Source organism: Plantactinospora sp. KBS50 (genome assembly GCF_002285795.1).
GTDB lineage: Bacteria > Actinomycetota > Actinomycetes > Mycobacteriales > Micromonosporaceae > KBS50.
On the sequence record NZ_CP022961.1, the window covers coordinates 6,009,793 to 6,030,368 of the forward strand.

Sequence of the window (20,576 nt, forward strand, 5' to 3'; positions counted from 1 at the left end):
TTCCGGCCCGCTCCATGCCCGCCGCCTGCCCGCCGAGCCCGGGCGTGAACCCGGCCGGACCGGGAACGCGCAGCGCACCGGGGAGCCGGGGAGAGGAGATCGCGATGCCCTTCATCGCCGTCGGCGCGGAGAACTCCGCACCCATCGACCTGTACTACACCGACCACGGCAGCGGCCCGCCCGTGGTGCTCATCCACGGCTACCCGCTCAACGGCACCGCCTGGGAGAAGCAGACGCCCGCCCTGATCGGCGCCGGATACCGGACCATCGCCTACGACCGGCGCGGGTACGGCAACTCCAGCCAACCGGGCACCGGGTACGACTACGACACGTTCGCCGCGGACCTCAACGCGCTGATGACCGAACTCGACCTGCGGGACGCGGTGCTGGTCGGGCACTCCATGGGCACCGGCGAGATCACCCGGTACCTGGGCGTGTACGGCTCGGCACGGGTCAACCGGGCGGTGCTGATCAGCGCCCTCCCGCCGTTCCTGCTGAAGACCGACGACAACCCGGACGGGGTGGACCGCAGCGTCTTCGACGGCTTCCTGGACGCCGCCGCGCAGGACCGGTTCGCCTTCCAGACCACCTTCCTCAACAACTTCTTCAACTGGCCGGACAGCCGCGGCAAGCTGGTCAGCGACGAGGCGTACCACGGGCACTGGATGGCCGCGGTCGCCGCGTCGCCGACCGCCACGTACGAGTGCATCAAGACCTGGATGACCGACTTCCGCAACGACGTGTCGCGGATCGACGTGCCGGTCCTGATCATCCACGGCACCGCGGACAACGTCCTGCCGTACCCCAGGACGGCGCCCCGGATGCACGAGATGCTGCCGGACAGCCAGCTCGTGAGCCTGCCGGACGCCCCGCACGGCATCCCGTGGACGCACGCCGACCAGGTGAACGGCGCCATCCTGCAGTTCCTCGGCGCACCGGCGCCCGTGATGGCGCGCTGAGCGCAGGGTATCCTCCGTCGCGGGCGATCAGTGGCCCGCGGCGGTGGGGCCCGCCGCCCCCACCGACCGGCGGGGAAAACCGCGGCGTACGCCGCCAACGGTCCCTACCAGCGCCGTCACCGACTGGTAGGAGTGTTCCGTGTACCCCGATCGACCGCCGACCGATCCGGACGTCGACCTTCATGTCGCCAGACAGCGCGCCGAGCTGCGCCGCGGCGGCGCCACCCTGCTCGCCGCCATCGCCGCGGGCGGCGTGGTCGGCGCGCTGGCCCGGTACGGCCTGAGCGTGGCCTGGCCACACCGGCCGGGCGGGTTCCCCTGGGCCACGTTCGTCACGAATGTCACCGGTTGTCTGCTCATCGGCGTGCTGATGGTGCTGATCACCGAGGTCTGGACCGCGCACCGGCTGGTCCGCCCCTTCCTCGGGGTCGGCGTGATGGGCGGCTACACCACCTTCTCGACGTACGCGGTCGAGATCCAGCAGGCGGTGGCCGCCGGCCACCCGCGGATGGCGCTGCTCTACCTCGCCGCGACCGTCACGGCCGCGCTGGCCGCGGTGTACGCCGGCACCGCCCTCACCCGACTCGCCACCGGCCTGCCCTTCCGGGAACCAGCCGTGTTGGAGGACGCCCTGCAATGAACCTGCTGCTGTTGGCGGTGGGCGCCGCGCTCGGCGCGCCGCTGCGCTACCTCGTCGACCGGGCCGTGCAGGCCCGCCACGACTCGGCCTTCCCCTGGGGGACCCTCGCGGTCAACGTCACCGGATCGCTGCTGCTGGGCGTGCTCATCGGCGGTGCCGCCGCCGGCGGCGTGTCCCGACCGCTGGTCATGCTCCTCGGCACCGGGCTGTGCGGGGCGCTCAGCACCTACTCCACCTTCGGGTACGAGACCATCCGGCTGTTCGAGACCGGCTTCCGCTTCTACTCGCTGCTGAACGTCGGGGCCAGCGTGGTCGCGGGTCTCGGCGCCGCCTTCGCCGGGATCAGCCTGTCCCAGGCGCTCTGGCTGGCCTGACCCCGGCAGCGGCGCGGCGTCGGACCAGCCGTCGGCGCCCGGCGGCGCGGCGTCGGACCGGTCAGCGGCGCAGCGTCGAGCCGGTGACCGTGGGGTTGTGCGCGCCCAGGAAGAAGATGCCGGGATAGCCGGAGGTCTCGAACTTGTCGCTCGGGTTGCCGCGCAGCGTCGAGTTCTCGATCCGCATCGTCCCGGTCCGGTTGTTGCTCACGAAGAACACCGCCCCACCGCCCTCGTTGGCGTGGTTGCCGGTGATCACCGTGCCGGCGATCCGCACCGTGAACTCGTTGCCGTCGCAGTAGATCGCGCCGCCGCTGCCGCCGCCGGGCGTGCCGCCCTTGGCCGGGTTGGCGCCGTTGCCGATCGCCGAGTTGCTCTGCATCAGCGAGTTCAGGAACACCCAGGACACCCCGATGCTGCTGGTGGCGCCGCCGTTGGAGCACTTGCCACCGGTGAAGGTGCTGCTCACCACGTACACCGGGGCGTTGTTGTACTGGCTGAGCACCCGCAGCGCCGCGCCGCCCAGGTCCGGGCCGGTGGTGTCGCACCGGTTGCTGGTGAACCGGGAGTTGACGACCTTGAACCGTCCACCCCGGACGAAGATCGCGCCACCGCCGCCGCCCTCGGTCCGGTCCCCGGTCGAGTTGCCGGCCGTGAAGGTCAGGTTCTGCACCACGAGCTGCGGCGTCGACTGGTTCTGGCAGTGCGAGGTGGTCCACCCCTGCGCCTGGTCACAGGTGTTCTGGTACAGGATGCGCCGGCTTCCGCCGCCGCTGAGCGTGACCTTGCCGCCGCCGTCCAGCACGACCCGGGAGTTGGCGTTGCGCACCTTCGCGGTGGCGGTCATCCGGATCGTCACCGGATCCGGACCGCAGTTGAACGTGATGATCCCGCCCGCCGCCACGGCCGCCACCACGGCCTTCGAGGTGCAGCTTGCCGGCGTACCGGTGCCGACCCGCCGGGTCGGGTGGCTGGTGTCCACGGCCCGGGCCTCGGCCGGAACGCTGGCGTGCCCGTTCGGGTTGCCGGCCTTGGGCAGCGGCGCCGGACGGCTGGCGGAGGGCTTCGGCGTCGGGCTCGGGCTGGGCGACGGCGAGGCCGTCGGCGTCAGCGTCGGCTCGGCGCCGTCGGATTCCGGGTTCGCGGCGACGAACCGGGGCTGCGCGGACGGATCGCTCTTCGCGCCGCAGCCGGCCAGCATGGCGCCGGCCGCGAGCGGCAGCACGACGAGGCCGGCCAGCAGCCGAACGGTCCGACCGGGAACGGGGAGGGCACGGTAGCGCACCCGACGATGTTAGGGCCCCGCCGCGTCGAGCGGGAGGCATGGGCGGCGGGCTTAAGGCACCGCTAAGCGGGTGTTTGACCGGACCCGTCGCGGGCGGCGGTCCGCCGGCTCGGCGCACCCGCTCGGCGCACCGGCTCGGCGCACCGGCTCGGCGCTTCGCCTCAGCGCACCGGCTCGGCCAGCCGGGCCCGCAGCTCGCCCGCGGTCAGGTCGGCCAGGAACACCGGACCGCCCGGCTCCTGCCGCCGGCCGCCGTCCCGCAGGTCCCGAGGTCCACCGGTTGGAAGCCGAGCTGCTCGACCAGGTCCAGCACGGTCCGCTTGGCCCGGTCGTCGTTTCCGGACACCGGCATGCCGTACCGCTCCAGGGCGCCGGCCTCGTGACCGTAGTCGCGCAGGTGATCCCAGCGCATCGTGTTGAACGCCTTCACGACCCGGCTGTCCGGCAGGTCCCGCTGGAGCAGTTCGCTGGAACCGGTCCGCCCGCCGGCCAGCTCCGGCATCGGCCCGTCGCGGTCCGGCAGGTAGTTGGTGGTGTCGATGACGATCCGGTCGGCCAGCAGGGCGGGCGGCAGTTCCCGGTACCGGCCGAACGGGATGCTCAGCACCACCACGGGGCCGAAGGTGGCCGCCGCCGGCACGGTCACCGCGTGCACCGCGTCCAGCCCGTCGGTCACCGCCGCGAGGGTGCCCGGGTCACGCGAGTTGGCCACCGCCACCTCGTGCCCGGCCACGGCGAAGTGCCGCGCCAGCGTACCGCCGATCCGGCCGCCGCCGATGACGCCGATGCGCATGCGAATCCCCCTTCGCGGCCGGTGCCAGACCCGGGCCGTGGCCCGGGTACCCGGCGCCGGTAAGGGCAAACGGCGGCAACGCCGGCAACCACCGGCGGCGCAGGCAACCAGCGAGGGCGCCGGCAACCGGCGCCGGCGCCGGCATCGGCGGTACGGGGTCAGTCGCCGTCCCGCTGGTCGGTGCCCTGCCAGCGGACCAGCTCGCCGCCCTCGCCGGAGCGCTGCTTCGGCGCCTCCGGCACGCTGTACCGGCCGGAGGCGCCGGCGGAGTCGGGGTGGTCGACGGCCAGCGCCACGGCGGCCGCCTCGTCCAGGCTGAGCCGGGCGCCCTCCCCGTACGCGGCGTCGAAGGCCCGGTCGCCCAGCGCGTTCCGGACGGCGGCCTGTTCCCGCAGCCAGTAGGCGCTGTAGATGCCCGCGGCGCAGCGCAGCGCCGTCCCGGCGGCCTGCGCCGCGCCGAACAACCGGGCGGCCAGCACCGGCTCGTTGCCCCGGGCGCAGCGGACCGCCATGGCGGTGAGCGTGTCGCAGGCCCGGCCGTGGAAGCCGTGGTTCATCCGGGACCGCAGCGCCACCACCAGATGATCGTGGGCCGCCGCCAGATCGCCCCTGTTCAACGCCACCATGCCGAGCATCATGTCCACGGAGCGCCGGCCCCGCTCGGCGGGCTGGGCCGCCTCGATCGGCCGGGCCGAGGCGAGCAGTTCGGCCACCTCGTCCAGGGCGCCCCGCCGCCACAGCAACTCCGCCAGGCGGAAAATGGCGAACAACGCGTCCCCGGGGACCTGGTTGTCGTCCGCCCAGCCGATCACCTCCCGGCAGACCCGCTCGGCCTCGGTGAACTGGGCCATGTCGATCAACGGTGCGGCCCGGCCGGCGAGCACCCGGGCCAGCAGGCCCACGTCACCGGCCCGCCGCGCCGCGGCCTCGGCCCGCTGCGAGAAGCGCAGTTCCTCGGCCAGCTCGCCGTCCGCGCCGGCCTGCAGCGAGTGCATGTGGTACGCGGCTGCCAGCTCGGCCTCGGGAATCTGCTCCCCGGTCTCGGCGATCCGCCCGTACAGCCGGAACAGCCACAGCCGGCCCTCCCGGGCCAGCCCCCGCTCCCGCCACCACTGGTCCAGGCCGGCGGCCAGTTGCAGGCCGGTGCGGGCGCTGCCGCCGGTGGCGGTCCAGCGCAGCGCCGCGCGAAGTTCGTCGGCGATCGGGTCCAGCGCGTACAGGGACAGCGTGATGGGCTGGCCGTCCGGACCGAGCGCGGCGCGGCGCAACGCGTGCAGGCACCAGGCCACGTGCCGGCTGCGGGCCGTCTCCTCCTCGCCGGCGTCGGCGAGCCGGCGGGCCGCGTACCCGCGGATCGGGTCGAGCATCCGGTAGGTGCTGCCCGAGGCGTGCGGTTCGGCCTGCACCATCGACTTGTCGACGAGCACCGACAGCGGGTCCAGCGGGTCGTCGTCCTCCAGCAGCCACTCCACGGTGGCCAGTTCCACCGGGCCGCAGAAGACGGCCAACCAGCGCAGCAGCCGGGCCGCCCGCGGGCTGAGGGTCCGGTACGACCAGGTGACCGTGGCCTGCATGGTGACGTGCCGTTGGATCGCGGACCGCTGGGCGGCGCGGACCCCCGGCGCGGGCGCGGTGCCCATCGCCGCGGCGGCCAGGTCCACCGTGTCGTGCTGGTTGCCCATCCAGCGCCGGGCGGTGGTCGGCGGCCGTTCCGTGCCGTCCCGGCCGGCGTCCAGTGCACCGAGTACGTCGTCGAGCCGCTCGGCGAGTTGCACCGCCGAGAGCACCCGCAGCCGCGCCGCCGCGAGTTCGATGGCCAACGGCAGCCCGTCGAGCCGGACGGCGACCCGTTGCAGCCCGTCGATCTCGGCCGCGCCCGCCGGCCGGCCGCCGCGGGCCGCGGCCGTGCGGTCCAGCAGCAGGGCGAGGGCGTCGCTCGGCGAGCCGCCCGGACCCGGTTCACCCGACAGCGGCGGGATCCGCCACACCACCTCGCCGGGCAGCCCGAACGACTCCCGGCTGGTGGCCAGCACCCGGACCCCGCTGCCGCCCGCGAGCAGCCGGGAGATCACGTCGGCCGTGGCCGCCGGCTGGGCGTCGCAGGTGTCCAGCACGAACAGCACCCGCCGGGAGGCGGCGTACTCGACAAGCGTCTCCAGCATCGGGCGGCCCGGCTCGGGGCGCAGGCCGAGCACCGCGGCGATCGCGAACGCCACCAGACCCGGGTCGGTGACCGTGGCGACGTCCACGAACCACACCCCGTCCGGATGCGCCTCCACCACCCCGCCGGCCACCTCGACGGCCAGCCGGGTCTTGCCGGCCCCGCCCGCGCCGACCACGTTGACCAGCCGGTGCGCCTCGGTGAGGCGGCGCAGGTCGGTCCGTTCGGCGCCCCGGCCCACGAAGAGGGTGGCCTGGGTCGGCAGGTTGTGCGGGATGTTGTCGGCGGTACGCGGGCGGGGGAACTGCCGTTCCAATCCGGGCGCGACGAGTTGGAACAGCCGTTCCCGGTCGTCGAAGCCGCGCAGCCGGTGCAGGCCGAGATCCAGCAGCGACGCGCCCGGCGGCAGCGGCATGGCGTACCCGGCGGTGGCGCCCGAGCAGAGCACCTGGCCGCCGTGGGCCGCGGCGGCGATCCGCGCCGCGCGGTGCACCTCGGCGCTGGCGTACTCCCCGGCAAGCGGTTCCGCGTGCCCGGTGTGCAGTCCCATCCGGACCTTCGGCACCGAGTCGGGGGTGGGCCATTCGTGCTCGGCGAGCGCCCGCTGGGCGGCCAGGCACGCGTCCAGCGCGGCCGACGCGTCCGGGAACGCCACGAAGAACGAGTCGCCCTCGGTGAACAGCTCCGTTCCGCCGCTCGCGGCCAGGGTGCTGCGCAGCAGCCGGCGGTGTTCGCTGAGCACCGGCCGATAGCCGGTACCGAGCATCTGGGCCAACCGAGTCGAGCCCTCGATGTCGGTGAACAGGAAGGTCACCAGGCCGCTGGGCAGGTGATTCCGTGCCGACATACGTCGAACCTCCGCCCCCTGGAAGTCGCGTTCATGCTGCCGCAGAACGCCTTCCCGGCGCATCGTAGGAACGGGTGGCGCGCGGCGTACCAAGGTGCCAACCGGTGATCGCGTGAGTTTCTCGACCAAGCGGCCCTAGCGCGCCGACCAGGCAAGAAGCGACAACCTAGGAAAACACGGACGCCGGACGATCAGCAACCACAGCCACCGCCGCAGCATCCGCCGCCACCGCCGCCGGACGCCCCGGCGGTCGGGCCGCCACGGCCGGTGACGGCCACGGTGGACAGCAGCTTGACCGTGTCCCCGTGCCCACTCGGGCAGGTGGCCGGCGCGGCGGCCTCGGACATCGGGCGATTGACCTCGAAGGTGTCGCCGCAGGCGCGACAGCGGAACTCGTAGCGGGGCATACCCCAAGCGTACGGCCGAACCTGACGATCTCCGCGGGATGGGGAATACTCGGATCGTGGTGGATGGCGAACAGGACCGCAAGCTGGCCCATCGGCTCCGGCCGGCGATACCCGGACAGCGGCGCCCGGGCGATTCCCCCACCGATCCGCCCGCCGCACCGCCGGCCGCACCAACGGCCGACACCCCGGCCGAGCCGCCGGCCGACGCCCCGGCCACCGCCGTGGAAGATGCGGTCGCCACGACACCGGCGCCGCGACCGCCGGTACCGGTCGACGACCCCGCCACCCGGGCGCCGGGCTCCCGCCGCCGGGTCCGGTTCGCGCACGCCGTCCGCCGGGTACCGCCCACCCGGGCGGCGGCGCTCGCCGGCCGGGCCGCGCGGTCCTGGCTGCGCCGGCCGGCCGGCCGGGTCGCCGCCTCCGCCGGCCTGCTGCTGGTCCTGGTGGGTACGACGGGTGCCGCGGGCGCCCTGGTGGTGCCGGCCATCGCGCGACCGGCCAAGCCGGTGGCCGCCTCGCCGGAGCCGGCCGGCACCTCCGCACCGGCCTCCGACACGACCACCGTGCCGATCATCCCGGCGCCGACCGGACCGCTGCCGACCACCGGCGCGGCGCCACCGGCCGCGACCCTGCCCGCCGGGGGCCGGCCGGCCGACGCGCTGGCCGGCTGGGCGCAGCAGACCTCCGCCAAGGTGAACATCCCGGTGGTGGCCCTCCAGGCGTACGGCTACGCCGAACTCGTGCTCAGCCGGACCAAGCCCTCGTGCGGGCTGACCTGGACCACGCTGGCCGCGATCGGCAAGGTCGAATCCGATCACGGCTCGGCCAACGGCTCGACCCTGCTGCCGGACGGGCGGGTGGAACCGCCGATCATCGGACTGCCGCTGGACGGGCAGGGCGGACGGCAACGGATCACCGACACCGACGGTGGCGCGCTCGACGGCGACCGGGAGTACGACCGGGCGCTCGGGCCGATGCAGTTCATCCCCACCACCTGGCGCACCGCGGGCGTGGACGCGGACAACGACGGCACCGCCGATCCGCAGGACATCGACGACGCCGCGCTGGCCGCCGGCAACTACCTCTGCGCGGGCGACCGGAATCTGAGCATCGTCGAGGACTGGTGGGCGGCCATCCTGTCCTACAACGAGGTCCAGCCGTACGCCCGGGCGGTCTACAACGCGGCCAACGAATACGGGTCGGCCAGCCATACGTAGCGTAACGTCCTCCGTACATTGACGGACCGGATACTTCCCACCAGGCGGGGATGACGGCAAGCTGTACGGGTGATGGTGCGCGAGTGGGATCCACGAACCGCGTCCGCCGCCGAGATCGGGTCGTTCCTCGACACGCTCAACGCGGTTCTCGCGGCCGACCTGCCCGAGGACCCGCCCTGGCAGGACACCGCGCTGCGCGAGTACCTCTGCGAGGTCATGCCGGGCGAACGGCGACTCTCCTGGGTGGCCCAGGTGGATCCGGACACCGACGGCCGGCCGGGCCGCATCGTCGGGCACATTCACGTCCTGCTGCTCGGCGACATCGGCGTGATCGACCTGATGGTGCACCCCGAGGTGCGCCGCCGCGGTCTGGCCCGGCGGCTGCTCGCCACCGCCGCACACCGGGTCTACCAGGAGGGCTTCAGCTCCCTCGGTGTCGAGGTGCCGGGTGGCACCCCGGCGATGGGCTTCTACACCCGGCTCGGCTTCACCCGGGAGTTCGTGGAGACCCGCAGCGTGCTCCGGCTGTCCAGCGTGGACTGGGCGGCGGTGGCGGACATGGCCGACGAGGTGAGCCCCGGCTACCGGCTCGAATTCTGCCCCGGCGGCCCGCCGGAGGGTCTGCTGGAGGCGTACGCGCGGGCCAAGGCCGAGGCCCGGGACGAGGAGGAGGGCGGCGACCTCGACCTGCGTCCCAGCTCCTACGACCCGCTGCGGCTGCGGGACAGCATCGACTGCCTGCACCGGCGGGGCATGAAGCCGTACATCGTGCTGGCCCACCATGAACGCACCGGCCAGGTGGCGGCGTTGACCGAGGTGGTGGTGCCGGCCCAGCACCCGACCCGCGCCGACCAGTACGACACCATCGTCGGCCGGGACCACCGCGGGTACGGCATCGACCGCGCCATCAAGGCGCGGATGCTGCTGGAACTGCGCTCGGTCGAGCCGAAGCTGGCCGAGGTGCAGACCTGGAACGCGGAGGCGAACGAGCAGATGCGCCGGGTGAACGCCGAGCTGGGCTTCGCGCCCGACCGCGAGTGGTGCGAGTACGGCGTCGAACTGGGCGAACTCGCGCACCGGCTGGGCGCGCCGGGCTGACCCGCGGGCACCCGTCCGGCCGGCCCGCCGGCCGCTGGCCACCGGCGACGGACTGTCGGTGTTCATCCTTGGTATGGACGCCGGCAACGGCGACGATCTACGGTGCGTGGGTTCCCCGTCCGCCCTTCGTGGAGGCTTCATGCGCCCGCGTACCCTCGCCGCGCTCGTCACCGCGGCCGCCGTCACCACCACGGCGGTCGCGCTGGCGCCCACCGCAGCCAGTGCCGCGCCCACCGACCTGTTCATTTCGGAGTACGTCGAGGGGTCGTCCAACAACAAGGCGATCGAGCTGTACAACGGCACCGGGTCGGCGATCGACCTCGCCGCCGGCGGCTACCAGCTGCGGATCTACTTCAACGGCAACACCTCGCCCAGTTCCCTGCCGCTGACCGGCACGGTGGCGCCGGGCGACGTGTTCGTCTTCGCCTCCGCCTCGGCGGCCGCCGCGATCCTCGCCCAGGCCGACCAGACCACCGGCGCCTCGCTGTTCAACGGCGACGACGCGATCGTGCTGGCCAAGGGCGACGCGGTGCTGGACTCCATCGGACAGGTCGGCGTCGACCCCGGCACCGAGTGGGGCTCGGGCCTGACCAGCACGGCCGACAACACGCTGCGCCGGCTGCCGTCGATCACGAGCGGCGACACCGACCCGACCGATCCGTTCGATCCGGCGGTGCAGTGGGCCGGATTCCCCACGGACACCTTCGACGGGCTGGGCTGGCACAGCATCGGCGACGGCCCGGTGGACGAGCCGGCCACCCTCACCTGCGGCGCTCCGCTGGTCACCGAGCTGGGCACGGCGGCAAGCCGCGACGTGACGGCCACCGACACGGACGACACGATCACCGACCTGGACATCACGGCGGTGAGCCCGGCACCGGCCAGCGGGTCGATCAGCCGTACCGCGTTCACCCCCGCGGAATCCGTCGGCGGCACCGCCACGGCGACCGTGACCGCCTCCGCGGGGCTGCCGGCCGGCACCTACGCGGTGACCCTGACCTCGACGGACACCGACGGCACCAGCGCGACCTGCACGCTGAGCGTGCAGGTCAGCACCGTGCTGACGGTGGGCGAGGTGCAGGGCCAGACCCGGGACGACGAGTCCGCCCGCGACGACCGTTCGCCGCTGGCGCCGCCGTCCGGCAACGGCACCAGCGCCAGCACGTACGACGTGCAGGGCGTGATCACGCAGAAGTTGCTCACCCGGGCCTCCTCGGGGGCCGACCAGTACGGCTTCTTCCTGCAGAGCCGGCTGGGCAGCGCCGACGGCGACCCGCTGACCTCCGACGGCATCTTCGTCTTCATGGGCGGCTACCAGACGCTGATCGGCGGGTACGCCCCGACGGTCGGCGACGAGGTGGTGCTGCGGGGCAAGGTGTCCGAGTACTACAACCTGACCGAGTTCTCCAGCGCGTCGCTGGTGCGCAAGCTGGCCTCCGGACTGGACGTGAACACCGCGGTCGAGGTGACCGACGCCGTGCCGCCGGTCGACTCGGTCCAGGCCGACTACTTCTGGGAGCGGCACGAGGGCATGCGGCTGCGGGTCCGGGCCGGCAGCAGCGTCACCGGTCCGCGGGACGTCTTCGGTTCGACCGCCGACTCGGAGATCTGGGTGATCGACCGCGACGACCCGCTGCTGGAGCGCGCCGACCCGTACGCCCGCCGGGTGTTCCGGGACGCACACCCGCTGGACGACCAGCCGGGCCTGTTCGACAACGGCAACGGCCAGCGGATCCTGCTCGGCGGTGGCGGCGTCAAGGCCACCTCCGGCGACTCGGGGACGCTGCTGCCGCCGGCCCGCACCTTCGACACGGTCGGCGCGGACGCGTACGGCGCCTCGTACTACTCGTTCAACAAGTACAGCGTCCAGGTCGAGGCGGTGACGTTCAGCGCGGGCGTGGACCCGGCGACCAACAACCCGCCCCGGCCGGCGGACCGGTCGCGCGAGGTCGCGGTCGCGACGTACAACCTGGAGAACCTGTACGATTACCGGGACGACCCGTTCGACGGCTGCGACTTCACCGGCAACTCGGGCTGCCCCGGGGTGACCCCGCCGTTCGACTACGTGCCGGCCAGCGAGGCCGAGTACACCGCGCGGCTGGGCGTCGAGGCGCGGCAGATCATCAACAGCCTGCACAGCCCGGATCTGATCCTCGTTCAGGAGGCCGAGGACCAGGACATCTGCTCGGTTTCCGGCGGTGAGCTGGTCTGCGGCACCACGAACAACGCCGACGGCGCACCGGACACGGTTCAGGAGTTGGCGTTGACCATCGCGGCCAGCGGTGGCCCGGCCTACGCGGCGGCGTACGACCGGACCGGTTCGGATGCCCGGGGCATCACCTCGGCGTTCCTCTACCGCACCGACCGGCTCTCGCTGGCCCCGGCCGACCCGACGGATCCGGTGCTCGGCGCCACGCCGCAGGTGGACTACCGGTCGGCCGGCCTGCCCGGCAACGCCGACGTGCAGAACCCGAAGGCGCTCAACGCCGTCCTGCCGGCGGACGTGGACACCTCGACCGGGGTGGACGGCGCGAACGTCTACACCCGGGCGCCGCAGGTCGGCAAGTTCGTGGTGGCCGCCGCGCCGGGCTCGGCCGATCACTACACCCTGTGGGCGATCGGCAACCACTTCTCCTCGACCCCGGACGCCCGGGTCGGGCAGCGCCGGGAGCAGGCCGCTTACGGGGCCGCGCTGGTCAAGGCGATCGAGGCGGCCGACCCGGACGCCCGGGTGGTCCTCGGCGGGGACCTGAACGTCTTCCCCGTCCGGACGACCCGATCGCCACGGCGGCCAACCCGACCCCGTCGGACCAGCTCGGCCCGCTGTACGGGGCCGGCCTGCACAACCTGTGGGACGACCTGGTGGCCGACGTCCCGGTGGCGGCGTACTCGTACACCTTCGGCGGCCAGGCCCAGACGCTGGACAACCTGTTCGTCAACGGACGGCTGTACGGCGACCTCGTGCAGGTCCGCTCGGCGCACATCAACGCGGACTATCCCGCGGACGCCACCGGCATCGGCGACCGGGGCGCCAGCGACCACGACCCGCAGGTGGCCCGGTTCAGCTCCCGGGCGGCGCTGTCCGTCTCCGACGTTTCGGTACAGGAGGGCGACCGGGGCACGACCGCGATGACCTTCCCGGTCACGGTCTCCCGGCCGCTGTCCACGCCGGTGCTGGTCTGCGCGGCCACGCTCGGCATCACCGCCTCGTCCGGTTCGGATTTCGAGCCGTACGCCGGATGCCGCACACTGGCCGCCGGGCAGACCTCGCTGGCGTTCACCGTGTCGGTTCGGGGTGACCAGCGCCGGGAGCCGGACGAGAAGCTCGCGCTGATCGTGGCCGGCCTGCCCGGCGTGACGCTGGCCGACCCGCTGGCCTTCGGCACCATCGTGAACGACGACTGACCCGTATCGGCCGGTCGCGGCGCGACGATGCGACCGGTTGCGGCACCGGCGGAACGACGAACGGCCCGGGGCGGCTCGCCCCGGGCCGTTCGTCGTTCCGCCTGTCCAGACGCATACGCTCAGCGCGCATCCACTCAGCGCTGCGCCCTCGCGGCGCCTGTCCGCTCAGCGGCAGGGCGCTCACCGCCCACCGGGTCAGTGGTAGTTCGTCACGTCGGGAGGCGGCGGCACGTTCCGGTTCTGCTTTACCCGTACCTCCCACACACTGCGGCGACGCCGCACCTCCCGGACCGCCGGCGGAAGCCGGTGGAAGGTCTCCGGTGGCCGGAGCAGGCCGTAGGTGTCGCCCCACCACTCGCCCATCACGGGATCCAGAATCGTGTCGAGGTGAGCCGGGTAACGCCGGTCCGCACCGTCCCGGGTGTCCCCTTCCCATTCCTTCATCGGAAGAATGATGTGGCCGTCGTGATCGACGACCGCAAGATAGAGATTCGCGGCGCCAAGAATCCGTTGCAACACGTCCAGACTGGGAGTCGTCTCGCCCGTCTCGACCCGGGCGATGGTGGAGGGCGCCACCTTGGCGAAGCGGGCCATCTGACGCTGGCTCATGGCGGCGATGCGGCGAGCCCGCCGCACGAGGCCAGCGGCCGGATAGCGGCCGATCATGGGCTCAAGCGGAAGCGGCTCCGACGCGCAGGACACGCCGTCCACGCTGCCACCCGCTGTCCCCACCGGCAACGCGTACCCGCCCGCCTGTGGACAACCAGGCCGTCGGCCTGTGGACAACTCCGCGGACCCGACGACGCCGCAGCTCCGGCCGCGCCGACCCGCCGTCCTCCGCGCCGGCCCGTCTCCTCCGCGCCGAGTCCTTGTCCGGCGTGCCGACCGCCTTGCTCCGCGGGGAACGCCCTGCGCCCTGTGGTCCTGCGCCCTGCTGTGCTCCTGCTCCCTGTGGTCCTGCTCCCTGTGGTCCAAACTGTGAACCTGGTATCCAGCAATCGCCTGCTTGCTGGGACCGACGCTGGGCGGTGAACGAACCTCCGCCGTTGGAGACCGAGGCCGCCTCCCGGCACCGGAGCAGTCCGCCGGGTGCCACCGGCGATCGACTCAGGGCAGGTCAGCGGGCATACTCGCGGCACCGCGACGGGTACTGCAGGGTGCGGCCGACGCTGCCGTCGGTCCGCGAGGTTGCCCTCGACCGCCCACCGGCCATGGTTGCTCAAGTCGCTTTGCTCTGCTGCCCTCTCCGCGACGTTGCGCCGCGATTTTCAGGGCATACCAGACAATAAGCTCGTCGATGATGCGCAGAAGGCAGCAGAGCAAAGCGGCACGACCGGGGGAACCCGAAGCGGCCCGGCACGACGCCGCGCCGCCGGCCCGTGACGCGCAGAGGACAGCAGAGCAAAGCGGTCGTTGAGGGGTACCTCGGCCGGCGGGCGATGCGGGCAGACCACCGGCGGCGACCGGCGAGGCTGCGGGCGGCGAGGGCTGCGGGCGGCGGCCAGCGGGGGCGGCGACCGGTGGGGCTGCGGGGTGTCAGTAGCGCTGACGGAGGAGTTGCGCGGCCTCGGTCGCCCAATAGGTGAGAATGATCCCCGCTCCGGCCCGCCGGATCGAGGTCAGGGTCTCCAGGATGACCCGTTCGCGGTCCACCCAGCCGCTCGCGGCCGCCGCCTCCACCATCGAGTACTCGCCGGAGATCTGGTACGCCGCGACCGGCACGTCCACGGCCGCCCGGACCGCCGCGACCACGTCGAGGTACGGCAGGGCCGGCTTGACCATCACCATGTCGGCGCCCTCGGCCACGTCCAGTTCGACCTCGCGAAGCGACTCCCGCAGGTTCGGTGGATCCTGCTGGTAGGTACGCCGGTCCCCCTGCAACGAGGATTCCACGGCGTCCCGGAACGGGCCGTAGAAGCCCGAGGCGTACTTCGCGGCGTACGCCAGGATGGAAACGTCCTGGTGCCCGGCCGCGTCCAGCGCCCGCCGGACCACCCCGACCTGCCCGTCCATCATTCCCGACGGGCCGACCACGTGGACGCCCGCCTCGGCCTGCGCGACGGCCATCTCGGCGTAGCGCCCGAGCGTGGCGTCGTTGTCCACCGACCCGTCCGCGGCCAGCACCCCGCAGTGCCCGTGCGAGGTGAACTCGTCCAGGCACAGGTCGCTCATCACCACGCTGGCGTTGCCGACCTCGGCCACGACGTCCCGGATCGCCACGTTGAGGATGCCGTTCGGATCGATGCCGCCCGAGCCGGTCCCGTCCTTGGCCGCGGGCACGCCGAACAGCATGATCCCGCCCACGCCGGCCTGCGCCGCCTCGGCCGCGGCCTTACGCAGCGACTCGCGGGAGTGCTGCACCACGCCGGGCATCGAGGCGATCGGCCGCGGCTCGGTCAGCCCCTCCTTGACGAACATCGGCAGCACCAGTTCGGCCGGCGCCACCCGGGTCTCCTCGACCAGGCGACGCAGCGCAGGGGTACGCCGCAGCCGCCGCGGCCGGATCTCGGGATAGGGCATGGTGGCGAACCTCCGTACGGCTTACCGGAACCTGAGCGCGGTCGGACCCTGCACCTTGGAGCCGCGGCGCTGCTTCGCCGGCATCGCCGCGAGCTTCTCCCGCAGTTCCACCGCGTACGACGCGAGCGCCTCGACCAGGTCGGGCACGGAGGCCGTCTGCGGCTCGACGTCCACCCGCAGGCCGAACTCGCTCGCCGTCTCGGCCGTCTTGGGCCCGATCACCGCAACAACGGTACGCGCATGCGGCTTCCCGGCGATCCCGACCAGATTCCGGACGGTCGAGGAGGAGGTGAACAGCACCGCGTCGAACCCGCCGGACTTGATCGCGTCCCGGATCTCGGCCGGCGGCGGCGCCGCCCGCACGGTCCGGTAGGCGGTCACGTCATCCACCTCCCAGCCACGCTCGGTGAGCCCGGCCGCGAGGGTCTCGGTGGCGATGTCGGCGCGCGGCAGCAGCACCCGGCCCACCGGGTCGAGGATCTCGTCGTGCGGCGAGAACTCGGCGAGCAGACCCTCCGAGGACTGCTCGCCGCTGGGCACCAGCTCGGGCTGGATGCCGAAGGCGCGCACCGCACCTGCGGTCGCCTCGCCGATACAGGCGATCTTGACCCCGCCGAAGTGCCGGGCGTCCAGCCCGTGCTCGGCGAACTTCTCCCAGACCGCGCGTACGGCGTTGACCGAGGTGAAGATCACCCAGGCGTACCGGCCGTCCACCAGGCCCTTGATCGCCCGCTCCATCTGGGCCGGGGTGCGCGGCGGTTCGACCGCGATGGTCGGCACCTCGCACGGGATGGCGCCGTACGCCCGCAGCCGCGCGCTCATCACGCCGGCCTGCTCCTTGGTGCGCGGCACCAGCACCTTCCAGCCGTACAGCGGGCGGTTCTCCCACCAGCTCAGTTTGTCCCGCTGCGGTACGCCGTCGCCGACGGTCAGCACCACCCGGCCGGTGAAGCCGAGCGCCGCGGCGACGTAGCTGTCCACGGTCGACGTGGTGGTGTACTGCGTCTCCCCGGTGCCGTCCCCGGTGACCGCCACCGGGGTCTGCCCGTCGACCCCGGAGGCGAGCAGGCCGTCGCGGACCCCGGCCAGGTCGCCGGCGTCCACGGCCAGCGCGAGCGAGCCACGGCGTACGGCCCCGGCCAGCGCGTCGAAGTCCAGCGTGCTGACGTCGTCGACGTCCGCGCTGGTGCGTACCGCCGGCAGCGGCACCCCGGCGTAGCTGGCCACGCCCGCGGCCTGGCCGATACCCGGCACGACCTCGAACGGTACGGCGGTGCGCGCCACCGCCTGCACCTCCTTGACCACGGCGTCGTGCCCGAACGGGTCACCGGCCACCAGGTGTACGGCGGCCAGTCCGGACCGGGCCGCGGAGAGCAGCACCTTGGCCACGTCGCCGGGCGCGCCCTCGGCCGGGGTGAACTGGGCGTCCGGCTTGGCGTCGGCGCGGATCACGTCCAGCAGCGGTTCGGGAACGTTCCGGTCGACGATCACCTGGTCCGCGTCGGCCAGGGCGTCCAACGCCCGGCGGGTGAGCAGACCGGGATCCCCGGGGCCGGCTCCGACGAATGTGACGTGGCCGGCGGGCTTACGCGTGCGGGTCATTCTGTGCTCCCAAACTGCTGGGTCCCCGGAGCGCTCGAAGCATCCATGCCGAGGATCGAATCGGCGCCGAGGTCGAGGAGTTCGGCGGCGAGCGCCTTTCCGATCTCCGCGGCATCGGCGGGCGTACCGGTGCGGGACAGCCGGAGGTCTCGGGACCCGTCCGGACTGATCACCGCCCCGCGCAGGTAGATCTCGTCGTCACCGGGGGTCTCCCCCTCGGCGACGACCGCGTACGCGGCCACCGGAGCGCTGCAACCGGCCTCCAGGGTGGCCAGCAGCGCCCGTTCCGCGGTCACCGCGGCCCGGGTCGGTGCGTGGTCGAGCCGCCCGAGCAGCTCGATCAGGTCCGCATCGTCGATCCGGCACTCCACCGCCAGCGCACCCTGCGCGGGCGCCGGCAGCATCAGCATCGGATCGATGGTCTCGGTGATCTCGTCGAGCCGGCCCAGCCGGGACAGCCCGGCCCGGGCCAGCACCACGGCGTCCAGGTCCGCCTCCGGCCCGCGTACCCGGCGCAACCGGGTGTCCACGTTGCCGCGGATCGGGGTCACCGAGAGTTGCAGGCCGAGCGCGTGCAGCTGGGCGATCCGGCGCAGCGCGCCGGTGCCCACCGTGGCGCCGGGCGCCAGCTCGGCCAGGCCCCGCCCGTCCCGGCTGACCAGGGCGTCCCGCGGGTCCTCCCGGGGCGGCACCGCGGCGATGGTCAGCCCCGGGTGGCCGGCGGTGGGCAGGTCCTTGTACGAGTGCACGGCGAGGTCGATCTCGCCGGCGGTGAGCGCGTCCCGCAGCGCGGAGACGAACACCCCGACGCCGAGCCGGTGCACCGGGGCAGTGGACCGGTCGCCGGCCGTCACCACCTCGACCAGTTCGACCTCGCGGCCGGTGTGCTGCCGCAGCGCGTCGGCGAGCTGCCCGGACTGGGCCATCGCCAGCGCGCTCCCCCGGGTCCCGAGCCGTAGTGCGGTCACCGGTCACCTCCCGTCGACAGGTCCGGGACGACCTCCGCCTGCGCGGTCTGCGGCACGTCCAGGTCGAACAGCTCGCGCAGCAGCGCGGCGTACTGGTCGCCGCCGGGCTCGGCCGCGAGCTGGCGGACCCGTACGGTCGGCGAGTGCAGCAGGCGTTGCACCACCCGGTGCACCGTGTGCGCCACCTCGCCACGCTGCTCGTCGGTCAGCTCGGGCCGCCGCTTGGCCAGCCGGCGCAGCTCGGCGCCGACCACCTCGTCGGCCCGGCTGCGCAGGGCGGCCACCGTGGGCGCCACGTCGGCGCCGCGCAGCCAGGTGAGGAAGCCCTCGACCTCCGCCGTGACGATGCGGTCCACCGCGGCGGTGTCGGCGGCGGCCGGCCCCGCCGGCAGGTCGGTGGCCAGCCGGTCGATGTCGATCACCAGTACGCCGGGCAGCTCCGCGACCTCCGCCTCGACGTCCCGGGGCACCGCGAGGTCGAGCAGGACCAGCGGGGCGGAGGTACGCCCGGCCCGCTCGGCGAGCGCCCGGGCCACCACCTCCCGGGTCAGCACGGGCGTGGTCGACGCGGTGGCCGCGACGACGACGTCCACCTCGGCGACCGCCGAGGTGAGCTGCTCGGCCGGGACCGCCGTCGCGCCGTACGCGGCGGCCAGCCGGACCGCCCGGTCCGCGCTGCGGTTGCTCACCGCGAGCGGACCGCCGCCGATCCGGGACAGCGTCGCCACCGCGAGCGCGCCCATCGCGCCGGCGCCCACCACCAGCGCGGGCCGCTCGGCCAGCCCGTCGGCGAACTGGGCGGCGGCGAGGCCGACCGCGGCGGTGACCACGCTCTGTCCCGCCTTGTCGATCCCGGTCTCGGTGTGCGCCCGCTTGCCCACCCGCAGTGCCTGCTGCATGAGTTCGTGCAGCAGCCGGCCGGCCGAGTCCGACTCGGTGGCCGCGTGGTAGGCGTCCCGTAGCTGGCCGAGGATCTGCGCCTCGCCGACCACCATCGAGTCCAGTCCGGCGGCGACCCGGAAGACGTGGTCGACCGCGGCACCGTCGTAGTGCACGTACAGGTGGTTGGCCAGTTCGCCCGGCGGATAGCCGGCGTGCGTGGCCAGCACCGTGCAGATGTCACCGAGGCCGCCGTGGAAGCCGGACACGGCGGCGTAGATCTCCACCCGGTTGCAGGTCGAGACGATCACCGCCTCGCCCACGTACGGCTGCGCGAGCAACCGCGCGGCGAGCTGGCTGTGTTCGGCGGGCGTCACCGCGAGGCGCTCCAGCGTGGCGACCGGAGTGGTGCGGTACGACGCACCGACGACGAGGAGGTTCACGTGCCGACCGCCTCCTGGGTGCCGGTGTCGGGAAGCGCACGAGGCAGCGCCGGGAAGCTCCCGCCGGCCGCGGCCCGGTTGCCGGGCAGGCCGGTGAGCGTCGCCTTGCGGTGCTCGTGGAACGAGAGGATCTGCAACTCGATGGCCAGGTCGACCTTGCGCACGTCGACGTTCTCCGGCACCGAAAGGACGCACGGGGCGAAGTTCAGGATGCTCGTGACGCCCGCCGCGACGAGTTGGTCGGCCACCCGCTGCGCGGCGGCGGCCGGGGTGGCGATGACGCCGATCGCGATCGACTCCTGCGCCGCGTACCGGGCCAGCTCGTCCACGTGCCGGACGACCAGGCCGTTGATCTCCTCGCCGACCCGGCCCGGGTCGGCGTCGAAGAGGGCGGCGATCCGGAAGCCGCGGCTGCCGAAGCCGGCGTACCCGGCGAGGGCGTGGCCGAGGTTACCGATCCCGACCAGCGCCACGGCCCGGCGCTGGGTGAGCCCGAGCACGAACTCGATCTGCTCGACCAGCAACGCGATGTCGTAGCCGACCCGCGGGTGCCGTACGAGCCGAGGTGGGAGAGGTCCTTGCGCAGTTTGGCCGAGTTCACCCCGGCCGCGGCGGCCAGTCCCTCGCTGGATACCGTGTCGTGCCCGGCCTCCGCGAGGTGATGCAGCGCACGGAGATATTCGGGCAGCCGAGCGACGGTCGCCTCAGGGAGGTCCGGGAGCGCCGGGACCGGGCCGGTGCCGCCGGGCGTGCCTGTGGGACGCTGCTGACTCATGTGACTCCGTGCGATGCGATCCTCGACCGGCCGAAGAGGCGGGCCGCTGCGGTGCGCCCACCGGAAGCCGCATCGACCGGCTGCGCTGGCGGGGCTCGTCGGACCTACAGAGTAGGCGCTTGTGAAGGTGCGCACAAATCGCGATCTTGACAGGCCGCGGCCCGCGCCCACCAGAAACTCCATTCCAGAGATCGATTCGCGGC

General features: G+C 73.4%; 14 protein-coding genes and 2 pseudogenes. 6 read left to right on the top strand and 10 right to left on the bottom strand.

Going from position 1 to position 20,576, the window contains the following annotated elements; translation table 11 throughout:
• The first annotated feature begins 104 nt into the window (after positions 1 to 104).
• From CIK06_RS25995 to CIK06_RS26005, 3 genes are all read left to right on the top strand, one after another.
• Positions 105 to 959, top strand: coding sequence for an alpha/beta fold hydrolase (locus CIK06_RS25995; protein ID WP_095567011.1), 855 nt, complete (start codon positions 105 to 107; stop codon positions 957 to 959).
• Positions 960 to 1,098: 139 nt separating this feature from the next.
• Complete coding sequence (locus CIK06_RS26000) at positions 1,099 to 1,599, top strand: CrcB family protein (protein ID WP_095567012.1); 501 nt, start codon at positions 1,099 to 1,101, stop codon at positions 1,597 to 1,599.
• Complete coding sequence (locus CIK06_RS26005; RefSeq protein ID WP_095567013.1) at positions 1,596 to 1,973, top strand: CrcB family protein; 378 nt, start codon at positions 1,596 to 1,598, stop codon at positions 1,971 to 1,973. The genes CIK06_RS26000 and CIK06_RS26005 overlap by 4 nt, the downstream gene beginning before the upstream one ends.
• 61 nt (positions 1,974 to 2,034) lie before the next feature.
• On the opposite strand, the gene CIK06_RS26010 is transcribed toward CIK06_RS26005, so the two are convergent.
• The 4 genes from CIK06_RS26010 to CIK06_RS26025 form a co-directional block, all read right to left on the bottom strand.
• Positions 2,035 to 3,174 carry a hypothetical protein gene (locus CIK06_RS26010; RefSeq protein WP_095568139.1) on the bottom strand — a complete coding sequence of 380 codons (1,140 nt, stop codon included), beginning with the start codon at positions 3,172 to 3,174 and terminating at the stop codon, positions 2,035 to 2,037.
• Between the two features lie 289 nt (positions 3,175 to 3,463).
• Positions 3,464 to 4,051, bottom strand: coding sequence for an NADPH-dependent F420 reductase (locus CIK06_RS26015; protein ID WP_095567014.1), 588 nt, complete (start codon positions 4,049 to 4,051; stop codon positions 3,464 to 3,466).
• A gap of 158 nt (positions 4,052 to 4,209) precedes the next feature.
• Entirely contained in the window at positions 4,210 to 7,059 is a 2,850-nt protein-coding gene (locus CIK06_RS26020; protein ID WP_095567015.1) for an adenylate/guanylate cyclase domain-containing protein, read from the bottom strand.
• Positions 7,060 to 7,250: 191 nt separating this feature from the next.
• Positions 7,251 to 7,466, bottom strand: a complete 216-nt coding sequence (locus CIK06_RS26025; RefSeq protein WP_095567016.1) for a zinc ribbon domain-containing protein — start codon at positions 7,464 to 7,466, stop codon at positions 7,251 to 7,253.
• A 38-nt stretch (positions 7,467 to 7,504) separates the two neighbouring features.
• Here CIK06_RS26025 and CIK06_RS26030 point away from each other — a divergent pair, with 38 nt between their 5' ends.
• The 3 genes and pseudogenes from CIK06_RS26030 (at position 7,505) to CIK06_RS26040 (ending at position 13,186) form a co-directional block, all read left to right on the top strand.
• On the top strand, positions 7,505 to 8,683 hold the full coding sequence (locus CIK06_RS26030) for a lytic transglycosylase domain-containing protein (protein WP_198348021.1): 1,179 nt from the start codon (positions 7,505 to 7,507) through the stop codon (positions 8,681 to 8,683).
• A 72-nt stretch (positions 8,684 to 8,755) separates the two neighbouring features.
• The gene (locus CIK06_RS26035; RefSeq protein WP_095567018.1) at positions 8,756 to 9,781 is read left to right on the top strand and encodes a GNAT family N-acetyltransferase; all 1,026 of its coding nucleotides are present in this window, start codon (positions 8,756 to 8,758) and stop codon (positions 9,779 to 9,781) included.
• 139 nt (positions 9,782 to 9,920) lie between these two features.
• A pseudogene (locus tag CIK06_RS26040) lies at positions 9,921 to 13,186 on the top strand (lamin tail domain-containing protein).
• A 195-nt stretch (positions 13,187 to 13,381) separates the two neighbouring features.
• Here the strand turns inward: CIK06_RS26040 and CIK06_RS26045 are convergent.
• From CIK06_RS26045 to CIK06_RS26070, 6 genes and pseudogenes are all read right to left on the bottom strand, one after another.
• Positions 13,382 to 13,897 carry a helix-turn-helix transcriptional regulator gene (locus CIK06_RS26045; protein WP_232533872.1) on the bottom strand — a complete coding sequence of 172 codons (516 nt, stop codon included), beginning with the start codon at positions 13,895 to 13,897 and terminating at the stop codon, positions 13,382 to 13,384.
• A gap of 825 nt (positions 13,898 to 14,722) precedes the next feature.
• A complete protein-coding gene (hemB, locus tag CIK06_RS26050; protein WP_095567019.1) occupies positions 14,723 to 15,706 on the bottom strand; it encodes a porphobilinogen synthase in 984 nt (327 codons plus the stop codon).
• Positions 15,707 to 15,727: 21 nt separating this feature from the next.
• Positions 15,728 to 17,308, bottom strand: a complete 1,581-nt coding sequence (locus tag CIK06_RS26055; RefSeq protein WP_095567020.1) for a uroporphyrinogen-III synthase — start codon at positions 17,306 to 17,308, stop codon at positions 15,728 to 15,730.
• The gene (hemC, locus tag CIK06_RS26060) at positions 17,305 to 18,234 is read right to left on the bottom strand and encodes a hydroxymethylbilane synthase (RefSeq protein ID WP_232534378.1); all 930 of its coding nucleotides are present in this window, start codon (positions 18,232 to 18,234) and stop codon (positions 17,305 to 17,307) included. The genes CIK06_RS26055 and hemC overlap by 4 nt, the downstream gene beginning before the upstream one ends.
• Positions 18,235 to 18,272: 38 nt before the next feature.
• On the bottom strand, positions 18,273 to 19,598 hold the full coding sequence (locus CIK06_RS26065) for a glutamyl-tRNA reductase (RefSeq protein WP_095567022.1): 1,326 nt from the start codon (positions 19,596 to 19,598) through the stop codon (positions 18,273 to 18,275).
• Positions 19,595 to 20,373: pseudogene (locus CIK06_RS26070) on the bottom strand (redox-sensing transcriptional repressor Rex). Before CIK06_RS26070 ends, CIK06_RS26065 begins: the two are co-directional and overlap by 4 nt.
• Positions 20,374 to 20,576: the final 203 nt, after the last annotated feature.